Genomic DNA, 22710 nt, shown 5'->3' on the forward strand with positions numbered 1-22710 from the left:
AGCAGCATTAGATGCTGAAGGAAGAACCGCAGCCGCAGGTGGTTTTGGCGTTAGGGTTAGTGACGATAAAACGTGAACCTTCCAGGCCTTCGGTGTAATCCACCGAGCCGCCAACCAGATATTGCAGGCTCATCGGGTCAACCACCAGCGCCACACCTTGTTTCTCGATGGTCATGTCGCCGTCGTTCATTTGATCGTCAAAGGTGAAGCCGTACTGGAAACCGCTGCAACCGCCGCCGGTGATGTAAACGCGCAATTTCAGCTCAGGATTCTCTTCATCAGCAATCAGGTTTTTTACTTTTTTAGCTGCTGCATCAGTGAATTGCAAAGGCAGCGCTGCTACGTCGTCACTCATCTTTTACTCCGGGTAAACGTCCAGGTCAGAAAACGACCTTAATTTCGCTATTATCTGCCAGCCGTCCAGTGCAATCAAGTCTCAAGCTTGGCACTGTGTGCCGCAGCATGCGCATGAAAGTATATACCCTAAACTTTAGCGCAAGCCGTTCTTCCCGTAGAATGGCGCCAGATTTTTTCCCGAACAGCAGGAGCAGAACCATGAGTAAGTCAGAAAACCTGTATGCCGCAGCGCAACGCCTGATCCCTGGCGGTGTGAACTCCCCGGTACGTGCCTTTACCGGTGTGGGCGGTGTGCCGCTGTTCATCGAACGCGCTGACGGTGCCTATCTTTATGATGCCGACGGCAAAGGCTATATCGATTATGTCGGTTCCTGGGGCCCGATGGTGCTGGGGCATAACAACGCCAACATCCGCAATGCGGTGATTGAAGCAGCCGCGCGCGGTTTGAGCTTCGGCGCACCGACCGAGATGGAAGTCAAAATGGCCGAGCTGGTGTGCGAACTGGTGCCAAGCATGGACATGGTACGTATGGTGAACTCCGGCACCGAAGCCACCATGAGCGCCATTCGCCTGGCGCGCGGCTTCACCCATCGCGACAAAATCATCAAATTCGAAGGCTGCTACCACGGTCACGCCGATTGCCTGCTGGTGAAAGCCGGTTCTGGCGCGCTGACCCTTGGCCAGCCAAACTCGCCGGGTGTACCGGCCGATTTCGCCAAACACACGCTGACCTGCACCTATAACGATCTCAGCACCGTACGTGCCGCGTTCGAGCAATATCCTGAGGATATCGCCTGTATCATCGTGGAACCGGTGGCAGGCAACATGAACTGCATTCCACCGCAGCCAGACTTCCTGCCGGGCCTGCGTGCGTTATGCGACGAATTTGGTGCGCTGCTGATCATTGACGAAGTGATGACCGGCTTCCGCGTGGCATTGGGCGGTGCTCAGGCTTATTACGACGTCACGCCCGATCTCACCTGCCTGGGCAAAATCATCGGCGGCGGTATGCCAGTAGGCGCGTTTGGCGGTCGTCGTGATGTCATGGATGCGCTGGCACCCACCGGTCCGGTTTATCAGGCCGGTACATTGTCCGGTAACCCGATTGCGATGGCGGCGGGCTTTGCCTGCCTGACGCAGATTGCACAACCGGGCACGCACAGCACGCTGACCGATCTGACCACGCAGTTAGCAGAAGGTCTGCTGGCAGCGGCGAAAGCCGAAAACATCCCGCTGGTGATCAATCACGTTGGCGGCATGTTTGGTATTTTCTTCACCGATGCGCAAGAAGTGACGTGCTATCAAGACGTAACGCAATGCGATGTTGAGCGCTTTAAGCGCTTCTTCCACCTGATGCTGGAAGAAGGCGTCTACCTCGCACCATCAGCGTTCGAAGCGGGCTTTATGTCGCTGGCGCACAGTAAGGAAGATATTCAGCGCACCATCGATGCGGCGCGCCGCAGCTTCGCGCAGCTGTAAATGACAAGGGCGCCACATGGCGCCCTTCTGCTATGCCCTTCTCAGCAGCCAGATAAAATATGGTGCGCCGAAGAAGGTGGCCATCAGCCCTGCTGGAATCTGATCCGGGAACGCCAGCATCCTGCCGCACCAGTCGGCGAAGATCATCAATCCGCCACCCAGTAAACCTGCCATCAGCACCTGCGGTAACGCGCGGCGGAAGCCGAGCATTCTGACAATGTGGGGTGCCATCAGGCCGACAAAACTCAGCGGCCCAATGGTTAAGGTTGCTGTGGCGGTTAGCGCTGCCGCCAGCAGCAGCAAACAGAGGCGTGATGTGGTCAGCGCCATGCCTGCCGAACGCGCAGTGGCGCTGCCAAGTGGTAGCAATGTCAGCCAGCGGCTCGCCAGCGGCGCCAGGGCAATCAGCACTATGCCAACCACTGCGCTTTGAACGGCCTGCTGCATGTTGATGTTGTAGGTCGAGCCAGAAATCCAGCTCAGTAAGCCGCCCATGCGCGGATCGCCACTCGCCAACAGCACCATCAATAACGTCACGAAGGCGCTGTTGAGCGCCATGCCCGCCAGCAACATGCGTTCTGGCGAAAACCCGCCGCGACTCGCCACCAGCATAATCACCAGCAGCGTCAGGGCCGCACCGAGCGCGCCGGCGGGCAGCAGCCATGCCACGGCATCGCCCGGAACGAAGAACATCATCACCACGACGCCGCATGCGGCCCCCGAGCTGATGCCCAGCACTTCCGGGCTTGCCATGGGGTTACCGGTCAGCCGCTGAATCAGCGCGCCCGCTACACCAAGCATCATCCCGACCACCAGCGCGGCCAGTACGCGCGGAACGCGCCACGGCAGCAGCTGTTGCAGCATATCGCCGCTCACCCAGCTAAAGCCTTGCGCGTCACGCCCAAAAGTGATGCCAATCCAGCTCAACAGCGCCAGAATCAGTAAGCCAGTCAGGCACCAGCGCAACACGTTCTGCCGCTCGGCAGGCACATTGTCACCCTGATTGAGCGCAGGTGGCACCGAGCCCGTGCGCAGTCGCGGTAGCAGCCACAGCAGAATCGGCACGCCAATCAGCGCGGTCGCCGTGCCGGTAGAGACTTCACGCCAGTGGCCGGTCAGCCACAGCACGGCTTGATCCGCCAGCCACAGCAGCAGCGCACCAATCAGCGGGGCCAGCAGCATGCGGCTAAGTAAGCGACGTCCGCCAAGCATCTTCGCCAGCAGCGGCGCAAACAGGCCGATAAAGCCGATAATACCCGCGACATTGACCAGCTGCGCGCTAAGCAAAATTGCCAGCGCTAATGCGGCAATTCGCGCCGCCGATAGCGCCAGACCGAGGTTTTTCGCTACACCATCGTCCAGCCCCATTAGCGTCAGCGGACGCAGCAGCGCCAGCGCCACCATAAACGCCAGCAGCAGACGCGGCCATAGCTGCGCCACGTTGTGCCCATCAAGCTGATTGAGCGCACCAGTACTCCACAGGAACATGTTCTGCAGCTGATCGTGATTGAAGATAGCAAAGATCTGGTTCACCGAACCGGCATACAGACTCAGCACCAAACCGGCAAGAATCAGCGTCACCGGCGAAAGACGTTTGCCCCAGGCAACCCCAAAGACCAAAACCCCGACCATCACCGCGCCACCCATCGCTGCAAACTGCTGTGTCAGCTCGCCACCCGGCAGCTGCCACAGCGTTGCCACGGTAATACCAAGCTGCGCACCGGACGATACGCCGAGCGTAGTGGGTTCTGCCAACGGATTGCGCAGTACCTGCTGGAACAGCAAGCCGGCCAATCCCAAGCCCGCACCGACCAGCAGCGCCAGCGCCAAACGCGACAACATGCTATGATGAAAGACCACTTGCTGGATGTTGTTAATATCGGGCGCAAAAAATCCCTGCGGCCACTGTTCGATCGGCAATGCGTTACGTAAGTTAATAAACGTTAGCGCCAGCGCCAGCAGACATAGCGTACTCAGCAGCGCGACGGGAAAAAGACGATTGCGCATCATTGCGACTCCAGCGCGTGTTCCAGCACGCTAACAAATTTTAGCGCCGAATAGGTCGCACCGTAATACCACACCGCCGGAACGCGCTGGAAACGTCCGCCGCGCACAAACGGCAGCGCCTGCCACAACGCGGTTTTCATGACTTGCTGCATATCGCGCTCGTTGTCGTGATCGAAGCAAATCACCTGTACATCACCGACCTCCGCCAACCGCTCCAGCCCGACGACCGCGCTGCCCCAGAAGTTGGTTTCGCCCTGCCAGGCATTCCGCAACCCGAGGATCTCCATCACTTCGAGAAACAGACTGTTTTTACCGAAGGTGATGGCATGGCGACTATCCATTAGCGACATCAAGAGCACCGGGCGATTGGCCCACGGCTTAAGGCGCTCACGCGCTTCCGCCAGCTGCGCATCCACATACTGTAGATGCACAGCTGCCTGCGCTTCTCGCCCAATCCTTGCTCCCAGCGCATGTAACGAGTGGCGCGCGGTGGTTAACGGTTTGCCATCGCCGCTATTGAGGTCAAAACCCATGGTTGGCGCAATGCGCTGCAACTTATCCAGCGCCGGGCCGTAACCATTGGAGTGCAGAATCAGTGAAGGTTCGAGCTGGGTCATTAGCTCAAGATTAGGTTCGGTGCGTAACCCCAGGTCAATCACGCGGGATGGCAGTGGTGGATCGCCCACCCACACGTTGTAGTTGTGCATATCAGCCACGCCGAGTGGCACCACGCCGAGCGCCATCAGCAGCTCCACCGGCAGCCACTCCAGCGCCAGAATGCGTTGTGCATCCGGCAATGCCGCTCGCAGCGGTAGCGCGGACATGAAGGGTGAGAGCGCCAGCGCCATCAGTAGGCGGCGGCGAGAGATGTCTAACATAGTGCGCCTCAGTACACGAAACTGACGGGCGCGCCGCCCTGCGGATGAGGCAAAATCCCCATCGGAATACCGTAGATGTTGCCCAGCACATCAGCCTGCATGATCACTTCGGGGCCGCCTGCGGCAATCACTTCACCGCCACGCAGCGCCACTAAACGATCGCAATAGCGTGCCGCCATGTTGAGATCGTGCAGTACCGCAATCACCGTTAGCCCGCGCTCGCGGCTGAGGCGTTGGATCAGCGCCAGCACATCAACCTGATGGGCGATATCCAGCGCTGACGTGGGTTCATCCAGCAGCAGACAGCGGCTGTTTTGCGCCACCAGCATCGCCAGCCACGCGCGCTGCCGCTCGCCGCCGGAAAGGCTATCCACCAGACGTCCGGCAAAGGGTTTTAATCCCACCAGCGTAATCGCTTCGTCCACCCGATCGCGATCTTCCTGACCATAACGCCCCAGCGCGCCGTGCCACGGATAGCGACCAATCGCCACCAGTTCACGCACCGTCATCCCCTCTGCCGCTGGCAGCTGCTGCGGCAGATACGCGACCTGGCGCGCAAAATCTTTACTGCCCCAGTTTTCCACCGCATCTTCATTCAGCAGTACACGCCCTTCACTCGCCGCATGGTGACGGCCGAGCATTTTCAGCAGCGTAGATTTGCCGGAGCCGTTGTGACCGATCAGCGCCGTGACTTTGCCGGGCGCAAAGGTGAGAGACAGCGGATGAAGGAGCGTGCGGCCAGGCACCCGAAAACTAACGTTATCGAGCCTGAAAGTGGTTTCTGCGTGATGCGGATGCTGCATGATAATCCCTGGTTAATGGGCATTGTAAGGTCGCCATTAATGGCGACCAGAAACTCAGGTGCGCATAAATGCGCACCCTACAAACGCGTTAGAAGCGGAAAGTCGCGGTTCCGACAATCTGCCGCTCAGCGCCCCAATAGCAGGCGTATTCGCGGTAGCAGCTGGCAACGTATTCACGATCGAACAGGTTATTCACGTTCACGCCAATCGAAGAGCCCGGCAGGCCGAAGCGGGCAAGATCGTATTTCAGCGCGGCATCAACGGTGGTGTAACCGGCTACGTCAAAGTTTTGGTTTGAATTACTGCCGTTCTGCTCTGATTCTTCATAAAGCCCTTTACTTTCTCCAACGTAACGAACCCCTGCGCCTATCGTTACGCCAGATAGCGCCGTTTCATGGAAGGTATAATCACTCCACAAAGACGCCATATGTTTTGGCACCTGAACTGGCGTTTTTCCTTTAAGTAGAGTGTCTTCTGTATACTCTGCATCAGTGTAGGAATAGGCAGCCGTTAGATTAATATTGGCACTCAAAGCTGCTTTTGCTTCAAGTTCTAAACCACGGGAACGAATTTCTCCACTTTGAACACTGAATGAGGAGTTGGCCGGATCGACAGTTAAGTTTTTATCTTTTGTTAATTGATAAACCGCGGCAGTAACGACAATCGGACGATCTTTAGGTACATATTTCACACCCGCTTCATACTGTTTCGCACGAGAGGGATCAAAGGTTTTTCCGCTTGATGTCGTTCCCGCCGTTGGTATGAAAGATTCGCTATAACTGAAATAAGGCGCGATACCGTTATCGAAAACATAATTCAAGCCACCTCGCCAGGTAAAGGCCTGATCGTTAGACTTCTCTTCCACCCCAGTATTACGATTAAATGCTGAAGTCATGGCATAATCGTAACGCCCTCCCAAAGTCAGAACCCATTTATTCCATTCCATCTGGTCCTGCGTGTATAAACCGGTTTGTTCCTGTTTATTCAGGTATTGATAGAGGAATGGGGTTCCACCGAGGGTGTCATTACCGTATTGCGGATTCACTGCACTAATTGGCTGAGCACTATCAAAAGCTGCGTCGATATCATTACGTGTACGCTGATAATCGACACCCAACAGTAAAGTATGATCAATGCTTCCCGTTGTGAACTTTGCTTGAGCTTGGTTATCGACCGCAAACTGATTGAGTTTTTCTTTAGAAACAGCTGAAAGACGATTAATTTCCAGAGTTGCGGGATTAAAAGTACGCCCATAAATACTGCGATAATCGGTACGCAGATCGGCATAGCGCAGATTCTGCCGCACCGTCCAGGTATCGTTGAAGCTGTGCTCAAAGTTGTAGCCCACCATCTTGGTGTTACGCGAGATCTTGTTGCTGTCTTCGCCTTCATCAAAGTTGGTCGGCAATTTGTATTCGCTACCATCAGGACGTTTAATGCCTACAACGGTTCCCTGACGCGGCAGCCAACCGTAATAGCCGGTTTCCGGTTCGTTCTGGAAATAGGTCAGCAGATCGAAACGGGTATTTTCATCTGGACGCCAGCTGAATGATGGCGCAATGGTATAGCGCTTCTCTTTGTTCATATCTTGCTGGGCGTCAGCGCTATGCGCCAGACCGGTAAGGCGATAACTGTACACGCCGTCATCATCAATCGAGCCGCCGAAGTCGAAACCGGTGGAGAAGAGGTTGTCAGTGCCCATTTGGAACTGCACTTCACGCAGCGTCTCCTGCGTTGGACGTTTGCTCACCAGCGATACAACGCCGCCTGGATTGCTCTTGCCATACAGCACCGAAACCGGACCGCGCAGCAGTTCGGCGCGTTCCAGGAAATAGGGATCGATCGCAAACTCTGAGTAGTTATCACCCTGCAGTTTCAGGCCATCAAGATATTGGTTGGTATTCGTTTCGCTGAAACCACGAATCGACAGGGCATCAATGACATTGGAACTGCCGCGGTTGCCGGTCAACACGCCAGGCGTATAGTTGAAAGCCCCTTTCACGCTGGTGACGTTTTTCATCGCCATCTCTTCCTGCGTGACCACAGAGATCGACTGCGGGGTCTTCTCAATCGGAGTATCGGTTTTAGTACCGGTAGCGCTACGCTTGGCGGCGATGGTAGGTGACGGCCCCCACGCGCTCTCCTGCGCAACGGCACTGCCGCCATCCGCGCTGACAACGACAGTATCTTCTGCCAGCGCCTGCGCGCTGAGCGTGCCCAGAGTCAATGAAATAAGCCAGGCCAGCGGTCGACGGGGTGAACTCGGGCGTAAAAAACAAGGATTAGTGCTTCGCGTATTCATAAGTGAGATCTCTCGAAAAAAGTCGATGCAGGCGAATACAAACGAGAATGATTATTATGACGCACGGATAATAGGCGAAATACGCCAATATTCGCAACTTGTAATGGCTTATTGCGCGGGGTTAGCGACCAGATCGCGCATATCCATGATCGCGATTAACAAAGTTGCAGGCATGAAAAAAGGGCGCCGTAGCGCCCTCTGTTTTCTCAGCATGCTATTTGCTGCCGAACATATCCTTAATCCAGCCAGCCACGCCGTCTGAATCTTTCTGCTCGTTTTGCGGCTGCTGCTGTTGCTGCTGCTGTTCTTGCTGCTGCAACTGCTGCTGCTGTTGCTGCACCTGCTCTTGCTGCTGCTGACACAGCGCATTCGGATCCAGCGACCACACCGGCAGAGAACGCCATGTGCTGCTGCCGCTACCACAGATAAAGTTACCGGCAGAATCGACGTTCATCTGCGTGATATCTTCCGGTGGCGTCAGCACCAGCGGCATCGGCGCCTGATTATCGAGATAGCGGCGATAGAGTTGCATCGCCCCGCTCGCACCGTACAGCTTCGATGTCTGGTTGTTGTCGCGGCCTACCCAGGTAATCGCCACCTCTTTGCCATCAACACCGGCGAACCAGCTGTCGATCAGGTCATTGGTGGTACCGGTTTTGCCGGCCAGATGGGCATTCGGGTAACGCGCACCCAGCGCACGCGCGGTACCATGATCTGCCACCTGCTGCATGGTGTAGAGCGTGAGATAAGCGGCCTGCGCCGGCTCCACGCGCTGCGCCTGCGGGTAGCTCTGATACAGCACGGTACCATCTTCAGCAATCACCGAGCGCACAGCCGAAAGCTCCGCGCGGTTCCCTCCACTGGCAATCGACTGGAACGCCTGCGCCACTTCAATCGGCGTCAGGTTCAACGCCCCCAGCAGCATGGACGGCACCGGATGCAGCTGATCTTTCGGCACGCCCAGCTTGGTCCAGGTATCCACGACCGCATCCAGACCCAACGTCATACCAAGGTTAACCGTCGGTACGTTCATCGAGTTGGTTAACGCATCCACCAGCATCACTTTGCCGCTGAAGCGACGATCGTCATTCATCGGTTTCCAGATGGTGCCGTTCGGCTGTTTCAGCGCAATCGGCTCATCAGCAATCCAGCTGTTAAGGCGATAGCTATTCGGCTGGCTCAGTGCGGTTAAATAGGTAGCCGGTTTCGCCAGCGAACCAATTGAACGACGCGCCTGCAGCGCACGGTTATAACCGGCAAACTGCGGATCGGCACCGCCTACCATGGCGCGCACTTCACCGCTAAAGCGGTCAACCACCACCATCGCGGTTTCCAGATCCTTCAGGCCACGCTGTTTTTTCAGCGTTGGAATCCCTTCCACCACCGCTTTCTCGGCCGCATCCTGTGAAATCGCATCCAGCGTGGTGAAAATTTTCACGCCAGAGAGATCTTTCATTTTGTCGCCGAGCTTAGCCTGCAGCTCATTCCGCACCATCTGCATAAATGCCGGCTGCGGCGTGATGACACCGCCTTTCGGTTGCACGCCAAGCGGACGCGCCGACAGCATGTCGTAAAGCTCCTGATCGATGACGTTCTGCTGCTGCAGCAGACGCAACACCAGATTACGTCGCTCCAGTGCCAGTTTCGGGTTACGCCACGGGTTATACAGCGACGCGCCTTTCACCATGCCGACCAGCATCGCCTGCTGATCGAGGCTCAGCTCATCCACCGGACGACCAAAGTAGTACAAACTCGCCAGCGGGAAGCCGCGGATCTGATCGTTACCGGTCTGGCCGAGATACACCTCGTTGAGGTAGAGCTCGAGGATGCGATCTTTGCTGTAGCGCGCATCCATGATCACCGCCATGTAGGCTTCACGCGCTTTACGCCACAGCGAACGCTCGTTGGTGAGGAACAGGTTTTTCACCAGCTGCTGCGTCAGCGTACTGCCGCCCTGCACCGCTTTACCGGCAGTCAGGTTGGCGAGGAACGCGCGACCAATCGAGTACGGGCTAATGCCATCGTGCTCGTAGAAGTGACGGTCTTCGGTGGCGATCAACGTGCTGACCAACAGGTCCGGGAAACCGGCGCGCGGCACGAAGAGACGTTGTTCACCGTTTGGCGACTGCAGCATGGTGATCAGACGCGGATCGAGGCGGAAAAAGCCAAAATCGCGGCCGGTGTCGAGGTTTTTAATCTCGCTCAGCTCATTTTTGCTAAACGTCAGACGGGCGTTAATCTGCCCTTCTTTGCTGTCCGGGAAATCAAACGGACGACGCAGCAGATCAATGGTGTTGCCCTTAACGCTGAACTCACCCGGACGCGTGATGCGCGACACTTCGCGATACTGCGTGCCTTCCAGCAGCGCAATCATCTCTTTTTTGTCGTAGGACATGCCCGGTTCAAGGCTCACCATGCGACCATAAACGGCCGCGGGCAGTTGCCACACTTTGCCGTCGATGCGACTGCGAATTTCCGAGTCGAGATAGACGCCCCAGGCGGCCATCACCACAACAAACACCAGGAAGAGTTTAATCAACCAGCCTAACCAACGACGTTTGCCGCGTGGCGGTCGTTTTCCTTTACCTTTACCTTTTGGTGGCACTGGTCCACTCTCCTCATCTTCTTCGTCAAAATCGTCCTGATCGATATCATCATCCAGCTCCCTGCGGCGACCCCGACGCGCAGTGCTGCGCGGAGGCTTTGGCGTTTTTCCTTTACGCCCAATAGGTTCGCGATCGTTCCCAGACATGCTTTTATTCTCCAGGCATTGCTACGGCGGCGGCCGTTACTCTAACTGCTTTCTCGTGCTGCGCATGGCAGAACCCTCTGAATTCGATCCAAAGCGTTTCACGATGAAAATTTCTTGGTCCGCCTTGTGGGTAAGGCGTTGGCCGGATCGTCCGGCCACGGATGCTTCGGATAGCGCCCTTTCATCTCTTTCTGCACGTCCAGATAGGCACCGCGCCAGAAGGCTGCCAGATCGCGGGTGATCTGTAGCGGACGGTGTGCAGGTGAGAGCAGCTCCAACACCAGCGGTATGCGGCCATCCGCCACCGCCGGATTCTGCGCTTCGCCAAACATCTCCTGCATCCGCACCGCCAGCGCAGGTGGCTTCTCAGCATCGTAGCGGATCGGCAGGCGGCTTCCGGTCGGCACAGTGTAATGAGTTGGCAGCACACTATCCAGCCGCTGGCGCTGTGACCATGTCAGCAAATGTAATAATGCGCTGACAAGGTTGATGCCCTGCAATCCTTTCAAATCGCGCACCGTGCTCATCTCTGGTAATAACCAGCTTTCCAGCGTATCGAGCAAGCTGTCATCGTCCAGCTGCGGCCACGCCTCTTCCGGCAGCCACTGCGCTGCACACTGCACCCGCAAGCGTAGCTGTTCGGACTCCGGTTGCCAGCCCAGTACCGCTAAGCCTTTTTCACGGATCCAGCGCAGCATCGCCGGATGCAATATTTCGGCTTCCGGACGCGCCTGCGGCTGCGCTTTTAGCACCAGCGCACCGATGAGTTCGCGTTTCCAGGCGCGTAACGTGCCTTTCTCCTCATCCCACTCCACGTCGGTGCGTTGCTCAATCAGCGTTGGGCACTCGCGGCTTAGCGCGTCGATGTTCACCGGCAGCGCCAGCAGCATGCGCGCATCCGCCGCGCTCGCACCCTGCAACAGCACCGGCGCGATCAGCCATTCATAGCGGCTCAACCCATCCTGCTCGTTGAGCATTGCGCCAATGCCGTTCGCCAGCTGATAGCGCGCGCTGTCGCCACGGCGCTGCGCCAGACGATCGGCAAAACCAGCAGCCAGCAGTTGCGGAAACAGATCGGGATTGATGTTGCCGCCGCTGGCGTTAAGGCGTTTTTGCCACTGACGCGCACGGCGTTGCCAATGCGATTGCGGATGGTTGAGCGCATCGCGCAGATCGACGCTGCCGCTGCGCGGGGGATCTTCCAGAATCGCCACCAGCAGCGCGGCGCTGGCAATGGCGTTGTTGTCTTGCCCGGCAGCAACCAGAATGGCACTCAGACGCGGATCGCTACCCAGCGCAGCCATTTTGCGACCGCGCGCGTTGAGCTGGTGATTTTTCAGCGCGCCTAAGCGGGTTAATTGTTCGCACGCTGCGCGCAAATTACGCGGCGGTGGTGCGTCGAGCCAGCTGAGCTGAGCTGCCTCCAGGCAGCCCCATTGCAGCAAGTCGATCTGCAGCGACGTCAGATCGCTGTTAAGGATCTCCGGTTCGCTCTGCGCCGCGGCACGCAGTGCCTGTTCCTGCGGCAGTAAATGCAGGCAGATTCCGGGTTCAAGACGTCCGGCGCGACCGGCGCGCTGCGTCATCGACGCCTGGCTGATGCGCTGCGTTTGCAGCCGCGTTACGCCGCTGCGCACATCAAACTGCACCGAGCGTTCCAGCGCGCTGTCGACCACCAGGCGAATGCCCTCGATGGTCAAACTGGTTTCCGCGATGTTGGTCGCCAGCACCACTTTGCGACGCCCCGCCGGTGACGGTAAAATCGCCCGCCGCTGGGCATCCAGCGATAACGCGCCATATAAAGGTGCCAGATCCACCTCTTCACTGACGCGCGCTTCCAGCTCGCACTTTACCCGCTCAATCTCTGCCACGCCGGGTAAGAACAGCAGCAGCGAACCGCCTTCTTCGCGCAGTAGCTGCGCCACTTCGCGCGCTACCGCTTCTTCAAAACGTTGCTGGCTATTAAGCGAGGCATAACGGCGTGTGACCGGGAAGCTGCGGCCTTCCGACACAATAAAGGGCGCGTCCGGCAGCAGCTGACGCAAACGCTGGTTATCGAGCGTCGCTGACATTAGCAAGATCTTCAGATCGTCGCGCAGTCCCTGCTGCACATCGAGCAGCAGCGCCAGCGCTAAATCCGCTTGCAAACTGCGCTCGTGGAATTCGTCGAGGATCACCAGCGACACGCCTTCCAGCATCGGATCGTGCTGCAGCATGCGCGTCAGAATGCCTTCAGTTACCACTTCCAGTCGGGTAGTGGCGCCGCAACAGCTTTCACCGCGCATGCGATAGCCGACAGTCCCGCCTGGCTGCTCGTCGAGCAGCTCTGCCAGACGCTGTGCCACGTTGCGTGCAGCTAACCGACGCGGTTCCAGCATGATGATGCGGCCCGGTAATTGACCGTGTTGCAGCAGCTGTAACGGCAGCCAGGTGGATTTACCTGCGCCCGTTGGCGCCGCCAGCAGCACCTGTGGCGACTGCGCCAGCGCGGCCAGCAATTCGGGCAGCACCTCGCTTACCGGTAACTCACTCAAACTCAACTCCCAAAATGCCTGTGCTAAGATGGCGCGCATTGTAGCACTCTACGACGCGGATTACCGGAGGCCAACCTGGCAACGCAACGTCTGTTTTTTGCCCTTGAACTGCCCGCTCCGCTTCAGCAACAGCTGGTGCAGTGGCGTGCAGATAACTTTGCTGCGGAGGCGGGTAAACCGGTGGCGGCGGCCAATTTGCATCTGACGCTGGCGTTTCTTGGCGAGGTGAGCGATGAGACATCGCGCAAGCTGCAGCGGTTAGCCTCGCGCATCGTGCAACCGGGCTTTGCGCTGGATCTGGATGATGCCGGCCACTGGCCGCGTCCCGGCGTGGTGTGGCTAGGTTGCCAGCGTGCGCCGCGCAGTTTATTGCAACTTGCCAGCCTGCTACGCGCACAGGCCGCACGTCATGGTTGTGCGCAGAGTCCACAGCCTTTTCATCCACACGTCACGCTGCTGCGTCACGCCGCGCATCAGGTTACGCTGCCGCCGCGCGGCTTTCACTGGCGCGCTGATATCCGCCATTTCACCTTGTTTGCATCGAACGTTGCTGGCGGGCGCACGCGCTATCAGGCGCTAGCCCGCTGGCCGCTGCCCTCATCGACAGGAGTATAAATGCAGTTCGATCCGCCGCTCAGACCCGCCCGCTTAATCGCCCGCTACAAACGTTTTTTAGCCGATGTGATAACGCCAGAAGGCGAAACGCTGACCATTCACTGCGCTAACACCGGCGCAATGACCGGCTGCGCCACGCCGGGTGATACCGTGTGGTACTCAACCTCCACCAGCGCCACGCGCAAATATCCGCACAGCTGGGAGCTCACCGAGACCCAACAAGGCCACTGGATCTGCGTGAATACCCTGCGCGCTAACCAATTGGTGCGTGAGGCGCTGACTCTCAATACGATTCCGGAATTATCCGCTTACAGCCATTGCCAGCCTGAAGTGAAATACGGCACGGAAAAAAGCCGAATTGACTTCCTGCTGCAAGCGGAGGGCCGATCGAACTGCTATATTGAAGTCAAGTCCGTCACCCTTTTACATCTAGGTAAAGGCTACTTTCCGGATGCTGTGACGACTCGGGGCCAGAAACATCTGCGCGAACTTAGCACTATCGTGGCAGAAGGCCATCGGGCCGTTTTGTTGTTCGCTGTTTTGCATACGGGGATTGAGGACGTTTCCCCGGCACGCCATATCGACGTGCAATACGCAGAACTACTGGAACAGGCGCAACGCTGTGGTGTGGAAGTGTTAGCGTACCGTGCTCAGATATCACCTTTACAGATATTACTTACGCATCCAATTAACGTAGCGTTGTAATATTTATAGCAATTTGCTGTGATAGGAATGTTCTGGGCGAGGCGCTGAATACGCGATTCTTCAGAGGCTTGTCAAGTAGTGGTCAGGATTAATTGCCAACCTTGATTGCTTCTGCTATTTATAGCGGCCTGTTTTTTTCCCTTTAAGGGAATCGATAGTGCGTGTTATCCAGGAGAAACAACATGCAAGAAGGGCAAAACCGTAAAACATCGTCCCTGAGTATCCTCGCCATTGCTGGAGTGGAGCCGTATCAGGTGAAACCGGGCGAAGAGTATATGAACGACGCCCAGCTAGGTCACTTCCGTAAGATTCTGGAAGCCTGGCGCAACCAACTTCGGGATGAAGTAGATCGCACTGTGTCACATATGCAGGACGAAGCTGCCAACTTCCCGGATCCGGTCGACCGTGCCGCACAGGAAGAAGAGTTCAGCCTGGAATTGCGTAACCGCGATCGTGAGCGCAAACTCATTAAAAAGATTGAGAAAACGCTCAAGAAAGTGGATGACGACGATTTCGGTTACTGTGATTCCTGCGGTGTAGAAATTGGTATTCGCCGCCTTGAAGCGCGTCCGACGGCCGATCTCTGCATTGACTGCAAAACGCTGGCAGAAATCCGCGAGAAGCAGATGGCAGGCTAATGGCCGTGAGCAGACTGTTACCGCACAGCCGGGAAAATGCTGGTTTTCCCGCCGTGCGGTACACTTCTTTATGAACACTTCAACCTCTCCCTGCATCGGGCGCTTCGCTCCCTCTCCTTCTGGTGACCTGCATTTTGGTTCGCTCATCGCCGCATTAGGCAGTTACCTGAGCGCGCGCGCGCAACAGGGACGCTGGCTGGTTCGTATTGAAGATATTGATCCCCCCCGTGAAGTTCCCGGTGCGGCAACGCGTATTTTGCAGCAGCTGGAACATTATGGTTTGCATTGGGATGGCGACATTCTATGGCAGTCACAGCGTCATGAAGCCTATCGTGACGCACTCAGCTGGCTCCAAACCCATCGTCAAAGTTACTTTTGCAGCTGCCCGCGCAGCCGTATTCAGCTGCTCGGCGGCAGTTATGACGGCCATTGCCGCGATTTGCAGCTGCCGCGGGAGGATGCCGCACTGCGCCTGCGCCAGCATGCACCGGTATATGGCTTTGACGATCGCCTGCGCGGGCATTTACAGGCGGAAGAACGGTTAGCAGAGGAAGATTTTATTATTCATCGCCGTGATGGGCTGTTTGCTTATAACCTGGCGGTGGTGGTTGACGACCATTTTCAGGGCGTGAACGAGATTGTACGCGGCGCGGATTTAATTGAACCCACCGTACGGCAAATTGCGCTCTATCAGCAGTTCGGCTGGCCGGCGCCGGCGTACCTGCATTTGCCGCTGGCAATCAATCAGGATGGCAATAAGCTTTCCAAACAGAATCATGCGCCCGCGTTGCCCACTGGTGATGCGCGACCGCTGTTAGTCCAGGCATTGCGCTTCCTGGGCCAGCCGGTAGGTGAAGGTTGGCAGGATGAATCGCTGGAAAGCCTGCTGAAACAGGCTGTCGCACAGTGGAATATCCGCCTGATTCCGTTGCAGAACGCCATGAAGCCCGATGAAATGACATCGCCATTCCTAAATGGTTCTCAACAGGCTATGATTAGCCGCTGATTTTATTAACACCCTTTTATCACTGTCGAGGTGTCCCATTTTTACCCGAGTCGCTAATTTTTGCCGGAGAGTCCTCAAGCGTGATGAGGAGGCGCCTGAAGAGGTGGAAGCTGAGAGTCTGATGACCGTCATTCCACGAGAAAGCCACAACATCTCACGCAAAGATATCAGCGAAAACGCCCTCAAAGTGCTCTATCGTCTGAATAAAGCCGGATACGAAGCCTACCTGGTTGGCGGCGGCGTGCGCGATTTGCTGCTGGGCACCAAGCCGAAAGACTTTGATATCACCACTAACGCCACGCCTGAGCAGATGCGTAAGCTGTTCCGCAACTGCCGCCTGGTGGGACGTCGTTTCCGTCTGGCGCACGTGATGTTCGGTCCGGAAGTGATCGAAGTGGCGACGTTCCGTGGCCATCATCAGGAAGAGAGTGAAGAAGATCGCAATAGTTCGCAGCGCGGCCAGAACGGCATGCTGTTGCGCGACAACATTTTCGGCAGCATAGAAGACGATGCTCAGCGCCGCGATCTCACCATCAACAGCCTCTATTACAGCGTGGCGGATTTCACCGTCCGTGATTATGTTGGTGGCCTGCACGATTTGCAGGAAGGCATCATTCGACTGATTGGCGATCCGGAAACCCGCTACCGCGAAGATCCGGTGCGCATGCTGCGCGTGGTGCGCTTCGCCGCCAAGCTCGAAATGCGCATCGCGGCAGAAACCGCCGAGCCGATTCCACGTCTGGCTACCCTGCTCAACGATATTCCTCCGGCGCGTCTTTTTGAAGAGTCGCTGAAGCTGCTGCAGGCCGGTTACGGCTACCGCACCTATCAAATGATGCGTGAATATCAGCTGTTCCAGCCGCTGTTCCCGACGCTAACGCGCGGCTTCACCGCTGAAAGCGATAGCCTGATGGAACGCATGCTGGCGCAGGTGCTGAAAAACACCGATACCCGTATTCAGAATGATATGCGCGTGAATCCGGCGTTCCTGTTCGGTGCAATGTTCTGGTATCCACAGCTGGAATCCGCCGAGCGTATAGCGCAGGAAAGCGGCCTGACCTATTACGATGCCTTCGCACTGTCGATGAACGAAACGCTGGATGAAGCCTGCCGTGCTCTGGCGATTCCGAAGCGTATCACCACGCTGATTCGCGATATCTGGCAGCTGCAACTGCGTATGTCACGCCGTCACGGCAAGCGTGCGTGGAAGCTGATGGAGCATCCTAAGTTCCGCGCGGCCTACGATTTGCTGGCGCTGCGTGCCGAGGTGGAAAACAATCCAGAACTGCAAAAGCTGACGCATTGGTGGGGTGAGTTCCAGGCGGCCGCGCCGGTTCAGCAAAAAACCATGATGACCACGCTGGGCGACGATCCGGCACCACGCCGTAAACCGCGTCGTCCGCGTCGCCGTCCAACCGGGCCACGTCGCGATACCAATAGCGCGCAATGACCCGCGTTTACCTCGCTTTAGGCAGTAATCTGGCCGATCCGCTGCATCAGGTTGATGCAGCGCTGGCCGCGCTCGATGCCATCCCACACACCTCGCGCATCAAAACCTCTTCGCTGTATCGCACACCGCCCTACGGCCCGCCGGATCAGCCCGATTACCTTAATGCGGTGGTTGAACTGGAAACCGCGCTGGACGCCGAAGCCCTGCTCGATCACACCCAACGCATTGAGCTGAAACACGGGCGCGTGCGCAAAGCCGAACGCTGGGGACCGCGCACGCTGGACCTCGACATCATGCTGTTTGGCGACGCCACAATAACTACGCCACGTCTTACCGTGCCGCACTACGACATGCACAACCGCGCTTTTATGCTGGTGCCGCTGCTGGAAATTGCCCCGCAGCTGTCGCTGCCGAATGGACAAGCATTGTCCGCCATTCTTGCCACGCTCGATCGCAGCGCTATCCGTTTGTGGTCTGAGTAACCCGTAGTACACTGCGCGCATCAGAAAACTCTGGAGTGTGTGATGAAACCGACAACTATCTCCCATTTACGCCAACTGAAAGCCAGCGGCCGCAAATTCGCCACGCTAACGGCTTATGACTTCAGTTTTGCCCGCCTGTTTGCCGACCAGGGCATTCAGGTGATGCTGATTGGTGATTCGCTGGGCATGACCGTGCAGGGCCATGAATCAACCCTGCCCGTCACCGTGGCGGATATCGCTTATCACACCGCCGCCGTCCGTCGCGGCGCACCGCATGCGCTGGTGATGGCCGATTTGCCGTTTATGAGTTACGCCACGCCGGAGCAGACCTTCACCAGCGCCGCGCAGCTGATGCGTGCCGGCGCCAACATGGTGAAGCTGGAAGGCGGCGAGTGGCTGGCAGAAACCGTGCGCATGCTGACCGAGCGCGCCGTGCCGGTATGTGGTCATCTGGGCCTGACGCCGCAGTCGGTGAATGTATTCGGTGGCTACAAGGTTCAGGGACGCGATGAAGCCGCCGCCGAACGTCTGCTGGCCGATGCGCTGGCGCTGGAAGCCGCTGGCATGCAGCTGCTGGTGCTGGAGTGCGTGCCGGTGGCATTAGCCGAACGCGTCACTAAAGCGCTGTCGGTGCCGGTAATTGGTATCGGTGCCGGCAATGTCACCGACGGTCAGATTCTGGTGATGCATGATGCCTTCGGCATTACCGGCGGCCACATTCCCAAATTTGCCAAAAATTTCCTCGCCGAAACCGGCGACATTCGTGCGGCGATTCGCCAATATATTGCCGACGTTGAGGCGGGCACCTACCCAGCCGCTGAACACAGTTTCCAGTAAATCAGGAGATTTGCAGTGCTGATCATTGAAACACTGCCGTTGCTGCGTCGTGAAATTCGTCGCTGGCGTCAGGCAGGCAAACGTATCGCGCTGGTGCCCACCATGGGCAACCTGCATGACGGTCATCTGACGTTAGTCGATGAAGCGCGAGAACGGGCCGATATTGTGGTGGTGTCGATTTTCGTAAACCCGATGCAGTTTGATCGCCCCGACGATTTGGCGCGTTATCCCCGCACGTTGCAGGACGATTGCGAGAAGCTTAATCGTCATAGCGTGGATGTGGTCTTCGCCCCAGCGCCAGCGGAAGTTTATCCGCAAGGCCTTGATAGCCAGACATTTGTCGAGGTGCCGGGACTCTCATCGCTGCTGGAAGGTGCCAGCCGTCCGGGCCATTTCCGTGGCGTCTCCACCGTCGTCAGTAAACTGTTCAATCTGGTGCAGCCGGATATCGCCTGCTTTGGCGAGAAAGATTTCCAGCAGCTGGCGATTATCCGCAAGATGGTGGCGGATATGGGCTTCGATATTGAAATTGTTGGCGTACCTACCGTGCGGGCCAAAGATGGCCTGGCGCTAAGCTCGCGCAATGGCTATCTCACCGCCGACGAGCGTAAAATCGCGGCGGGCTTAAGCCAGGTGATGAACAGCATGGCTGAACGCCTGAGCAAGGGCGAACGTCATGTGGAAGAGATTATTGAGCAAGCGGAAACCGCGCTACGTGAAAAGGGTTTCCGTCCAGACGGACTGGCCATTTGCGATGCCGCCACGCTGCAAGCGTTGACGGTTGATAGCCAACGCGCGGTGATCCTGATGGCAGCCTGGCTGGGCAATGCGCGTCTGATCGATAATCAGCAAGTGGATCTGACGGAGTAACGTTCCGTCGTTTATTAGCAGCATACAAAGGTTATCCCGCTATGATACGTACCGTACTTCAAGGCAAACTGCATCGCGTTAAAGTGACCCAGGCAGATTTGCATTACGAAGGTTCCTGCGCCATTGACCAGGATTTCCTCGACGCGTCCGGCATTCTGCAATATGAAGCCATCGATATCTATAACGTCACCAACGGCCAGCGTTTTTCCACCTACGCTATCGCCGCAGAACGCGGCTCGAAGATCATCTCCGTCAACGGTGCCGCCGCACGCTGCGCCTGCGCTGGCGATATTATGATCATCTGTTCTTATGTGCAGGTAGAAGATGAAGTCGCCCGCAGCTGGCAGCCGAAAGTCGCCTATTTCGAAGGTGATAATGAGATGAAGCGCCTTGCCAAGGCGTTGCCAGTTCAGGTCGCCTGATGCAACAAGGGCGCGGTTTTTACACCGCGCCCTTGTTATTCGTCGGGTCGTCACTGCTGGCGACCGCGACCGTCATTACGTACGTAATCCCCTGCCACGCTGAATCAGCGTATACACCAGCACGTAAAACACCACGATAAAGGCAATCAGCACCGAGAGCGTAAACACCAGCGGCACATCGTTGATGCCGAGGAAACCGTAACGGAAGCCGCTGATCATATACACCACCGGATTCAGCTTCGACACCGCTTGCCAGAACGGCGGCAGCAGCGTCAGCGAGTAGAACACGCCGCCCAGATAGGTTAACGGTGTCAGCACGAAGGTAGGAATCAGGCTGATATCATCAAAAGTGCGCGCGAAGACCGCATTCAGCAGGCCCGCCAGCGAGAACAGGATGGCAGTGAGCAGCAGCGTCAGCGCCACCATCGACCACGAATGCACGTGGAACGGCACGAAGAACAGGGAAATCGCAGTAACCAAAATGCCCACGCACACGCCACGTGCCACGCCACCGCCGACATAACCGGCAATGATAATGTGCGTCGGCACCGGCGCCACCAGCAGCTCTTCAATATTGCGCTGGAACTTGGCGCTGAAAAACGACGACGCCACGTTGGCATAAGCGTTGGTGATCACCGCCATCATAATCAGGCCCGGCACGATAAACTGCATGTAGCTGAAACCGTGCATATCACCGATACGTGAACCAATCAGGTTGCCGAAGATGATGAAATACAACGTCATGGTGATGACAGGCGGTACCAGCGTCTGAATCCAGATGCGGGCGAAGCGGTTAATCTCTTTGCTCCAGATACTCTTGAGCGCCACCCAATACAAGTGCGTCATGCTTTCACTCCTGTTTTTCCCTGCGTCAGGCTGACGAACAGCTCCTCAAGGCGGTTAGCTTTGTTACGCATACTCAGCACCTGCACGCCCTGCGCGCTCAGCTGGCTGAACACACTGTTCAGCCCCTGCTCGCGCATCACTTCCACTTCCAGCGTGGAGGTATCCACCAAACGATACTGGAAGCCCTCCAGCTGCGGCAGCGGGCTGCGCGGAGCGAGATCCAGAATGAAGGTTTCGGATTGCAGCTTGGAGAGCAACCCTTTCATCGAGGTGTTTTCCACCAGCTCGCCGCTCTGGATAATACCGATATTACGGCACAGCATCTCCGCCTCTTCCAGGTAGTGCGTGGTGAGGATAATGGTGGTGCCTTTGATGTTCAGCTCTTTCAGGAAGCTCCACATAGAGCGGCGCAGTTCGATATCAACGCCGGCAGTGGGTTCATCGAGGATGAGCAGCTTCGGCTCATGCATCAGCGCACGCGCAATCATCAGGCGACGCTTCATGCCGCCCGAGAGCATGCGTGCACGTTCGTTGCGTTTGCCCCACAGATCGAGCTGATTGAGGTATTTTTCCGCGCGTTTATTGGCTTCAGCGCGTTCAACACCGTAATAACCGGCCTGATTGACCACAATCTGCATCACAGTTTCAAACGGGTTAAAGTTGAACTCCTGCGGCACCAGCCCGAGCTGACGCTTGGCATTGACCACATCTTTTTGCAGGTCATAACCAAACACGCGCACGCTGCCGCCGGATTTATTCACCAGCGAGCTGATAATACCGATGGTGGTCGATTTTCCGGCGCCGTTGGGGCCCAGCAAGGCGTAAAAATCACCCGCTTCTACGTTGAGATCGAGTCCTTTCAGCGCCTGTACGCCGCCGGGATAGGTTTTGGTTAGCCCGGAAATTTCCAGTGCATATGTCATTGCGAATCCATACCTTGTTATAGTGACATCAAAGCCAGATGAAAAAAGCCGATGCGCGCGAATCTGCATGCGCTGTCGCAGATCATTAAGATTAAGAAATCAATGGAGTTTAGCAGAGAGTCGAGCCAGCCCATAAGCCGCTGGCTCACGGGCTGCGCAGTTTATCTCAGGCGGGAGAGATTAGCCTTGGAAGATTGTGCGGTTATTCGCCAGTTGGGATAACTTTGCCGATATACGGCAAATGGCGATAGCGCTGGGCGTAATCGATACCGAAGCCCACCACGAATTCATCCGGAATGGTGAAGCCGACATATTCCACGGTCACATCCACTTCGCGGCGCTCTGGCTTATCCAGCAGCGTACAAATCGCCAGCGACTTTGGCTCGCGCAGGCGCAGAATCTCGCGTACTTTGCTCAGGGTGTTGCCGGAATCGATGATGTCTTCGACGATCAGTACATCTTTGCCGCGAATATCTTCATCAAGATCCTTGAGAATTTTCACGTCGCGGGTGCTCGACATTCCGCTGCCATAGCTTGACGCCGTCATAAAGTCGACTTCATGCGGCACGTCGATAGCGCGGCACAGATCGGCCATAAACATAAAGGAGCCGCGCAGCAGACCCACCAACACCATTTCGCTGCCGCTGTCGCGGTAGTGTTCGTTAATCTGCGTGCCCAGTTCGGCAATGCGGGTTGCAATCTCTTGCTCGGAGATCATCACGTCGACGGTATGTTTCATTGCATGCGTCCAATAACGGTTTTTGGAAAGCCACGAAGTCTATCATAGACGAACGGGCGTCTAAC

The 22710-nt window shown here is 56.8% G+C and carries 20 protein-coding genes; 10 read left to right on the plus strand and 10 right to left on the minus strand.

What is annotated here, in order from left to right:
* Positions 1-7: 7 nt before the first annotated feature.
* Positions 8-355 (minus strand): iron-sulfur cluster insertion protein ErpA, encoded by a 348-nt coding sequence (gene erpA / locus ACIP6T_RS14775; protein WP_013507930.1) that lies wholly within the window; start codon positions 353-355, stop codon positions 8-10.
* 200 nt (positions 356-555) lie between these two features.
* Between erpA and hemL the strand changes: the two genes are divergently transcribed.
* A complete protein-coding gene (gene hemL / locus ACIP6T_RS14780) occupies positions 556-1836 on the plus strand; it encodes a glutamate-1-semialdehyde 2,1-aminomutase (protein WP_345827246.1) in 1281 nt (426 codons plus the stop codon).
* Between the two features lie 30 nt (positions 1837-1866).
* Here hemL and fhuB read toward each other — a convergent pair whose 3' ends face one another.
* From fhuB to hrpB, 6 genes are all read right to left on the minus strand, one after another.
* The gene (gene fhuB, locus ACIP6T_RS14785; protein ID WP_400458194.1) at positions 1867-3843 is read right to left on the minus strand and encodes a Fe(3+)-hydroxamate ABC transporter permease FhuB; all 1977 of its coding nucleotides are present in this window, start codon (positions 3841-3843) and stop codon (positions 1867-1869) included.
* The gene (fhuD, locus tag ACIP6T_RS14790) at positions 3843-4721 is read right to left on the minus strand and encodes a Fe(3+)-hydroxamate ABC transporter substrate-binding protein FhuD (RefSeq protein ID WP_400457970.1); all 879 of its coding nucleotides are present in this window, start codon (positions 4719-4721) and stop codon (positions 3843-3845) included. Before fhuD ends, fhuB begins: the two co-directional genes overlap by 1 nt.
* Positions 4722-4729: 8 nt before the next feature.
* Positions 4730-5524 carry a Fe3+-hydroxamate ABC transporter ATP-binding protein FhuC gene (fhuC, locus tag ACIP6T_RS14795; RefSeq protein ID WP_097094888.1) on the minus strand — a complete coding sequence of 265 codons (795 nt, stop codon included), beginning with the start codon at positions 5522-5524 and terminating at the stop codon, positions 4730-4732.
* An 88-nt stretch (positions 5525-5612) separates the two neighbouring features.
* The gene (gene fhuA / locus ACIP6T_RS14800) at positions 5613-7826 is read right to left on the minus strand and encodes a ferrichrome porin FhuA (protein WP_400457971.1); all 2214 of its coding nucleotides are present in this window, start codon (positions 7824-7826) and stop codon (positions 5613-5615) included.
* A 214-nt stretch (positions 7827-8040) separates the two neighbouring features.
* Entirely contained in the window at positions 8041-10578 is a 2538-nt protein-coding gene (mrcB, locus tag ACIP6T_RS14805; protein ID WP_400457972.1) for a bifunctional glycosyl transferase/transpeptidase, read from the minus strand.
* 98 nt (positions 10579-10676) lie between these two features.
* Positions 10677-13151 (minus strand): ATP-dependent helicase HrpB, encoded by a 2475-nt coding sequence (hrpB, locus tag ACIP6T_RS14810; RefSeq protein WP_400457973.1) that lies wholly within the window; start codon positions 13149-13151, stop codon positions 10677-10679.
* Between the two features lie 36 nt (positions 13152-13187).
* Here hrpB and thpR point away from each other — a divergent pair, with 36 nt between their 5' ends.
* The 9 genes from thpR to panD all read left to right on the plus strand — a co-directional run bounded on the left by thpR (position 13188) and on the right by panD (position 20137).
* Complete coding sequence (gene thpR / locus ACIP6T_RS14815; protein ID WP_400458195.1) at positions 13188-13727, plus strand: RNA 2',3'-cyclic phosphodiesterase; 540 nt, start codon at positions 13188-13190, stop codon at positions 13725-13727.
* Positions 13728-14432, plus strand: a complete 705-nt coding sequence (gene sfsA, locus ACIP6T_RS14820) for a DNA/RNA nuclease SfsA (RefSeq protein ID WP_097094893.1) — start codon at positions 13728-13730, stop codon at positions 14430-14432.
* Positions 14433-14614: 182 nt separating this feature from the next.
* Positions 14615-15070: an RNA polymerase-binding protein DksA gene (gene dksA / locus ACIP6T_RS14825; RefSeq protein ID WP_007888770.1), complete on the plus strand. Its 456-nt coding sequence runs from the start codon at positions 14615-14617 to the stop codon at positions 15068-15070.
* 70 nt (positions 15071-15140) lie between these two features.
* Positions 15141-16076: a tRNA glutamyl-Q(34) synthetase GluQRS gene (gluQRS, locus tag ACIP6T_RS14830; RefSeq protein WP_400457974.1), complete on the plus strand. Its 936-nt coding sequence runs from the start codon at positions 15141-15143 to the stop codon at positions 16074-16076.
* Between the two features lie 37 nt (positions 16077-16113).
* Positions 16114-17526: a polynucleotide adenylyltransferase PcnB gene (gene pcnB, locus ACIP6T_RS14835; RefSeq protein WP_320204508.1), complete on the plus strand. Its 1413-nt coding sequence runs from the start codon at positions 16114-16116 to the stop codon at positions 17524-17526.
* A complete protein-coding gene (folK, locus tag ACIP6T_RS14840; protein ID WP_097094896.1) occupies positions 17523-18008 on the plus strand; it encodes a 2-amino-4-hydroxy-6-hydroxymethyldihydropteridine diphosphokinase in 486 nt (161 codons plus the stop codon). Before pcnB ends, folK begins: the two co-directional genes overlap by 4 nt.
* Positions 18009-18050: 42 nt before the next feature.
* A complete protein-coding gene (gene panB, locus ACIP6T_RS14845; RefSeq protein ID WP_097094897.1) occupies positions 18051-18845 on the plus strand; it encodes a 3-methyl-2-oxobutanoate hydroxymethyltransferase in 795 nt (264 codons plus the stop codon).
* 15 nt (positions 18846-18860) lie between these two features.
* Positions 18861-19715 (plus strand): pantoate--beta-alanine ligase, encoded by an 855-nt coding sequence (gene panC, locus ACIP6T_RS14850; protein ID WP_400457975.1) that lies wholly within the window; start codon positions 18861-18863, stop codon positions 19713-19715.
* 41 nt (positions 19716-19756) lie between these two features.
* Positions 19757-20137 (plus strand): aspartate 1-decarboxylase, encoded by a 381-nt coding sequence (gene panD / locus ACIP6T_RS14855; RefSeq protein ID WP_007888760.1) that lies wholly within the window; start codon positions 19757-19759, stop codon positions 20135-20137.
* A 75-nt stretch (positions 20138-20212) separates the two neighbouring features.
* Here the strand turns inward: panD and ACIP6T_RS14860 are convergent, their stop codons facing one another.
* From ACIP6T_RS14860 to hpt, 3 genes are all read right to left on the minus strand, one after another.
* Positions 20213-20983: an ABC transporter permease gene (locus ACIP6T_RS14860; RefSeq protein ID WP_007888752.1), complete on the minus strand. Its 771-nt coding sequence runs from the start codon at positions 20981-20983 to the stop codon at positions 20213-20215.
* Positions 20980-21906, minus strand: coding sequence for an ABC transporter ATP-binding protein (locus ACIP6T_RS14865; protein ID WP_049851473.1), 927 nt, complete (start codon positions 21904-21906; stop codon positions 20980-20982). The genes ACIP6T_RS14860 and ACIP6T_RS14865 overlap by 4 nt, the downstream gene beginning before the upstream one ends.
* 202 nt (positions 21907-22108) lie before the next feature.
* The gene (hpt, locus tag ACIP6T_RS14870) at positions 22109-22645 is read right to left on the minus strand and encodes a hypoxanthine phosphoribosyltransferase (protein WP_097094899.1); all 537 of its coding nucleotides are present in this window, start codon (positions 22643-22645) and stop codon (positions 22109-22111) included.
* Positions 22646-22710 lie beyond the last annotated feature (65 nt).

It is taken from the genome of Pantoea sp. NPDC088449 (assembly GCF_044753225.1).
GTDB lineage: Bacteria > Pseudomonadota > Gammaproteobacteria > Enterobacterales > Enterobacteriaceae > Pantoea > Pantoea floridensis.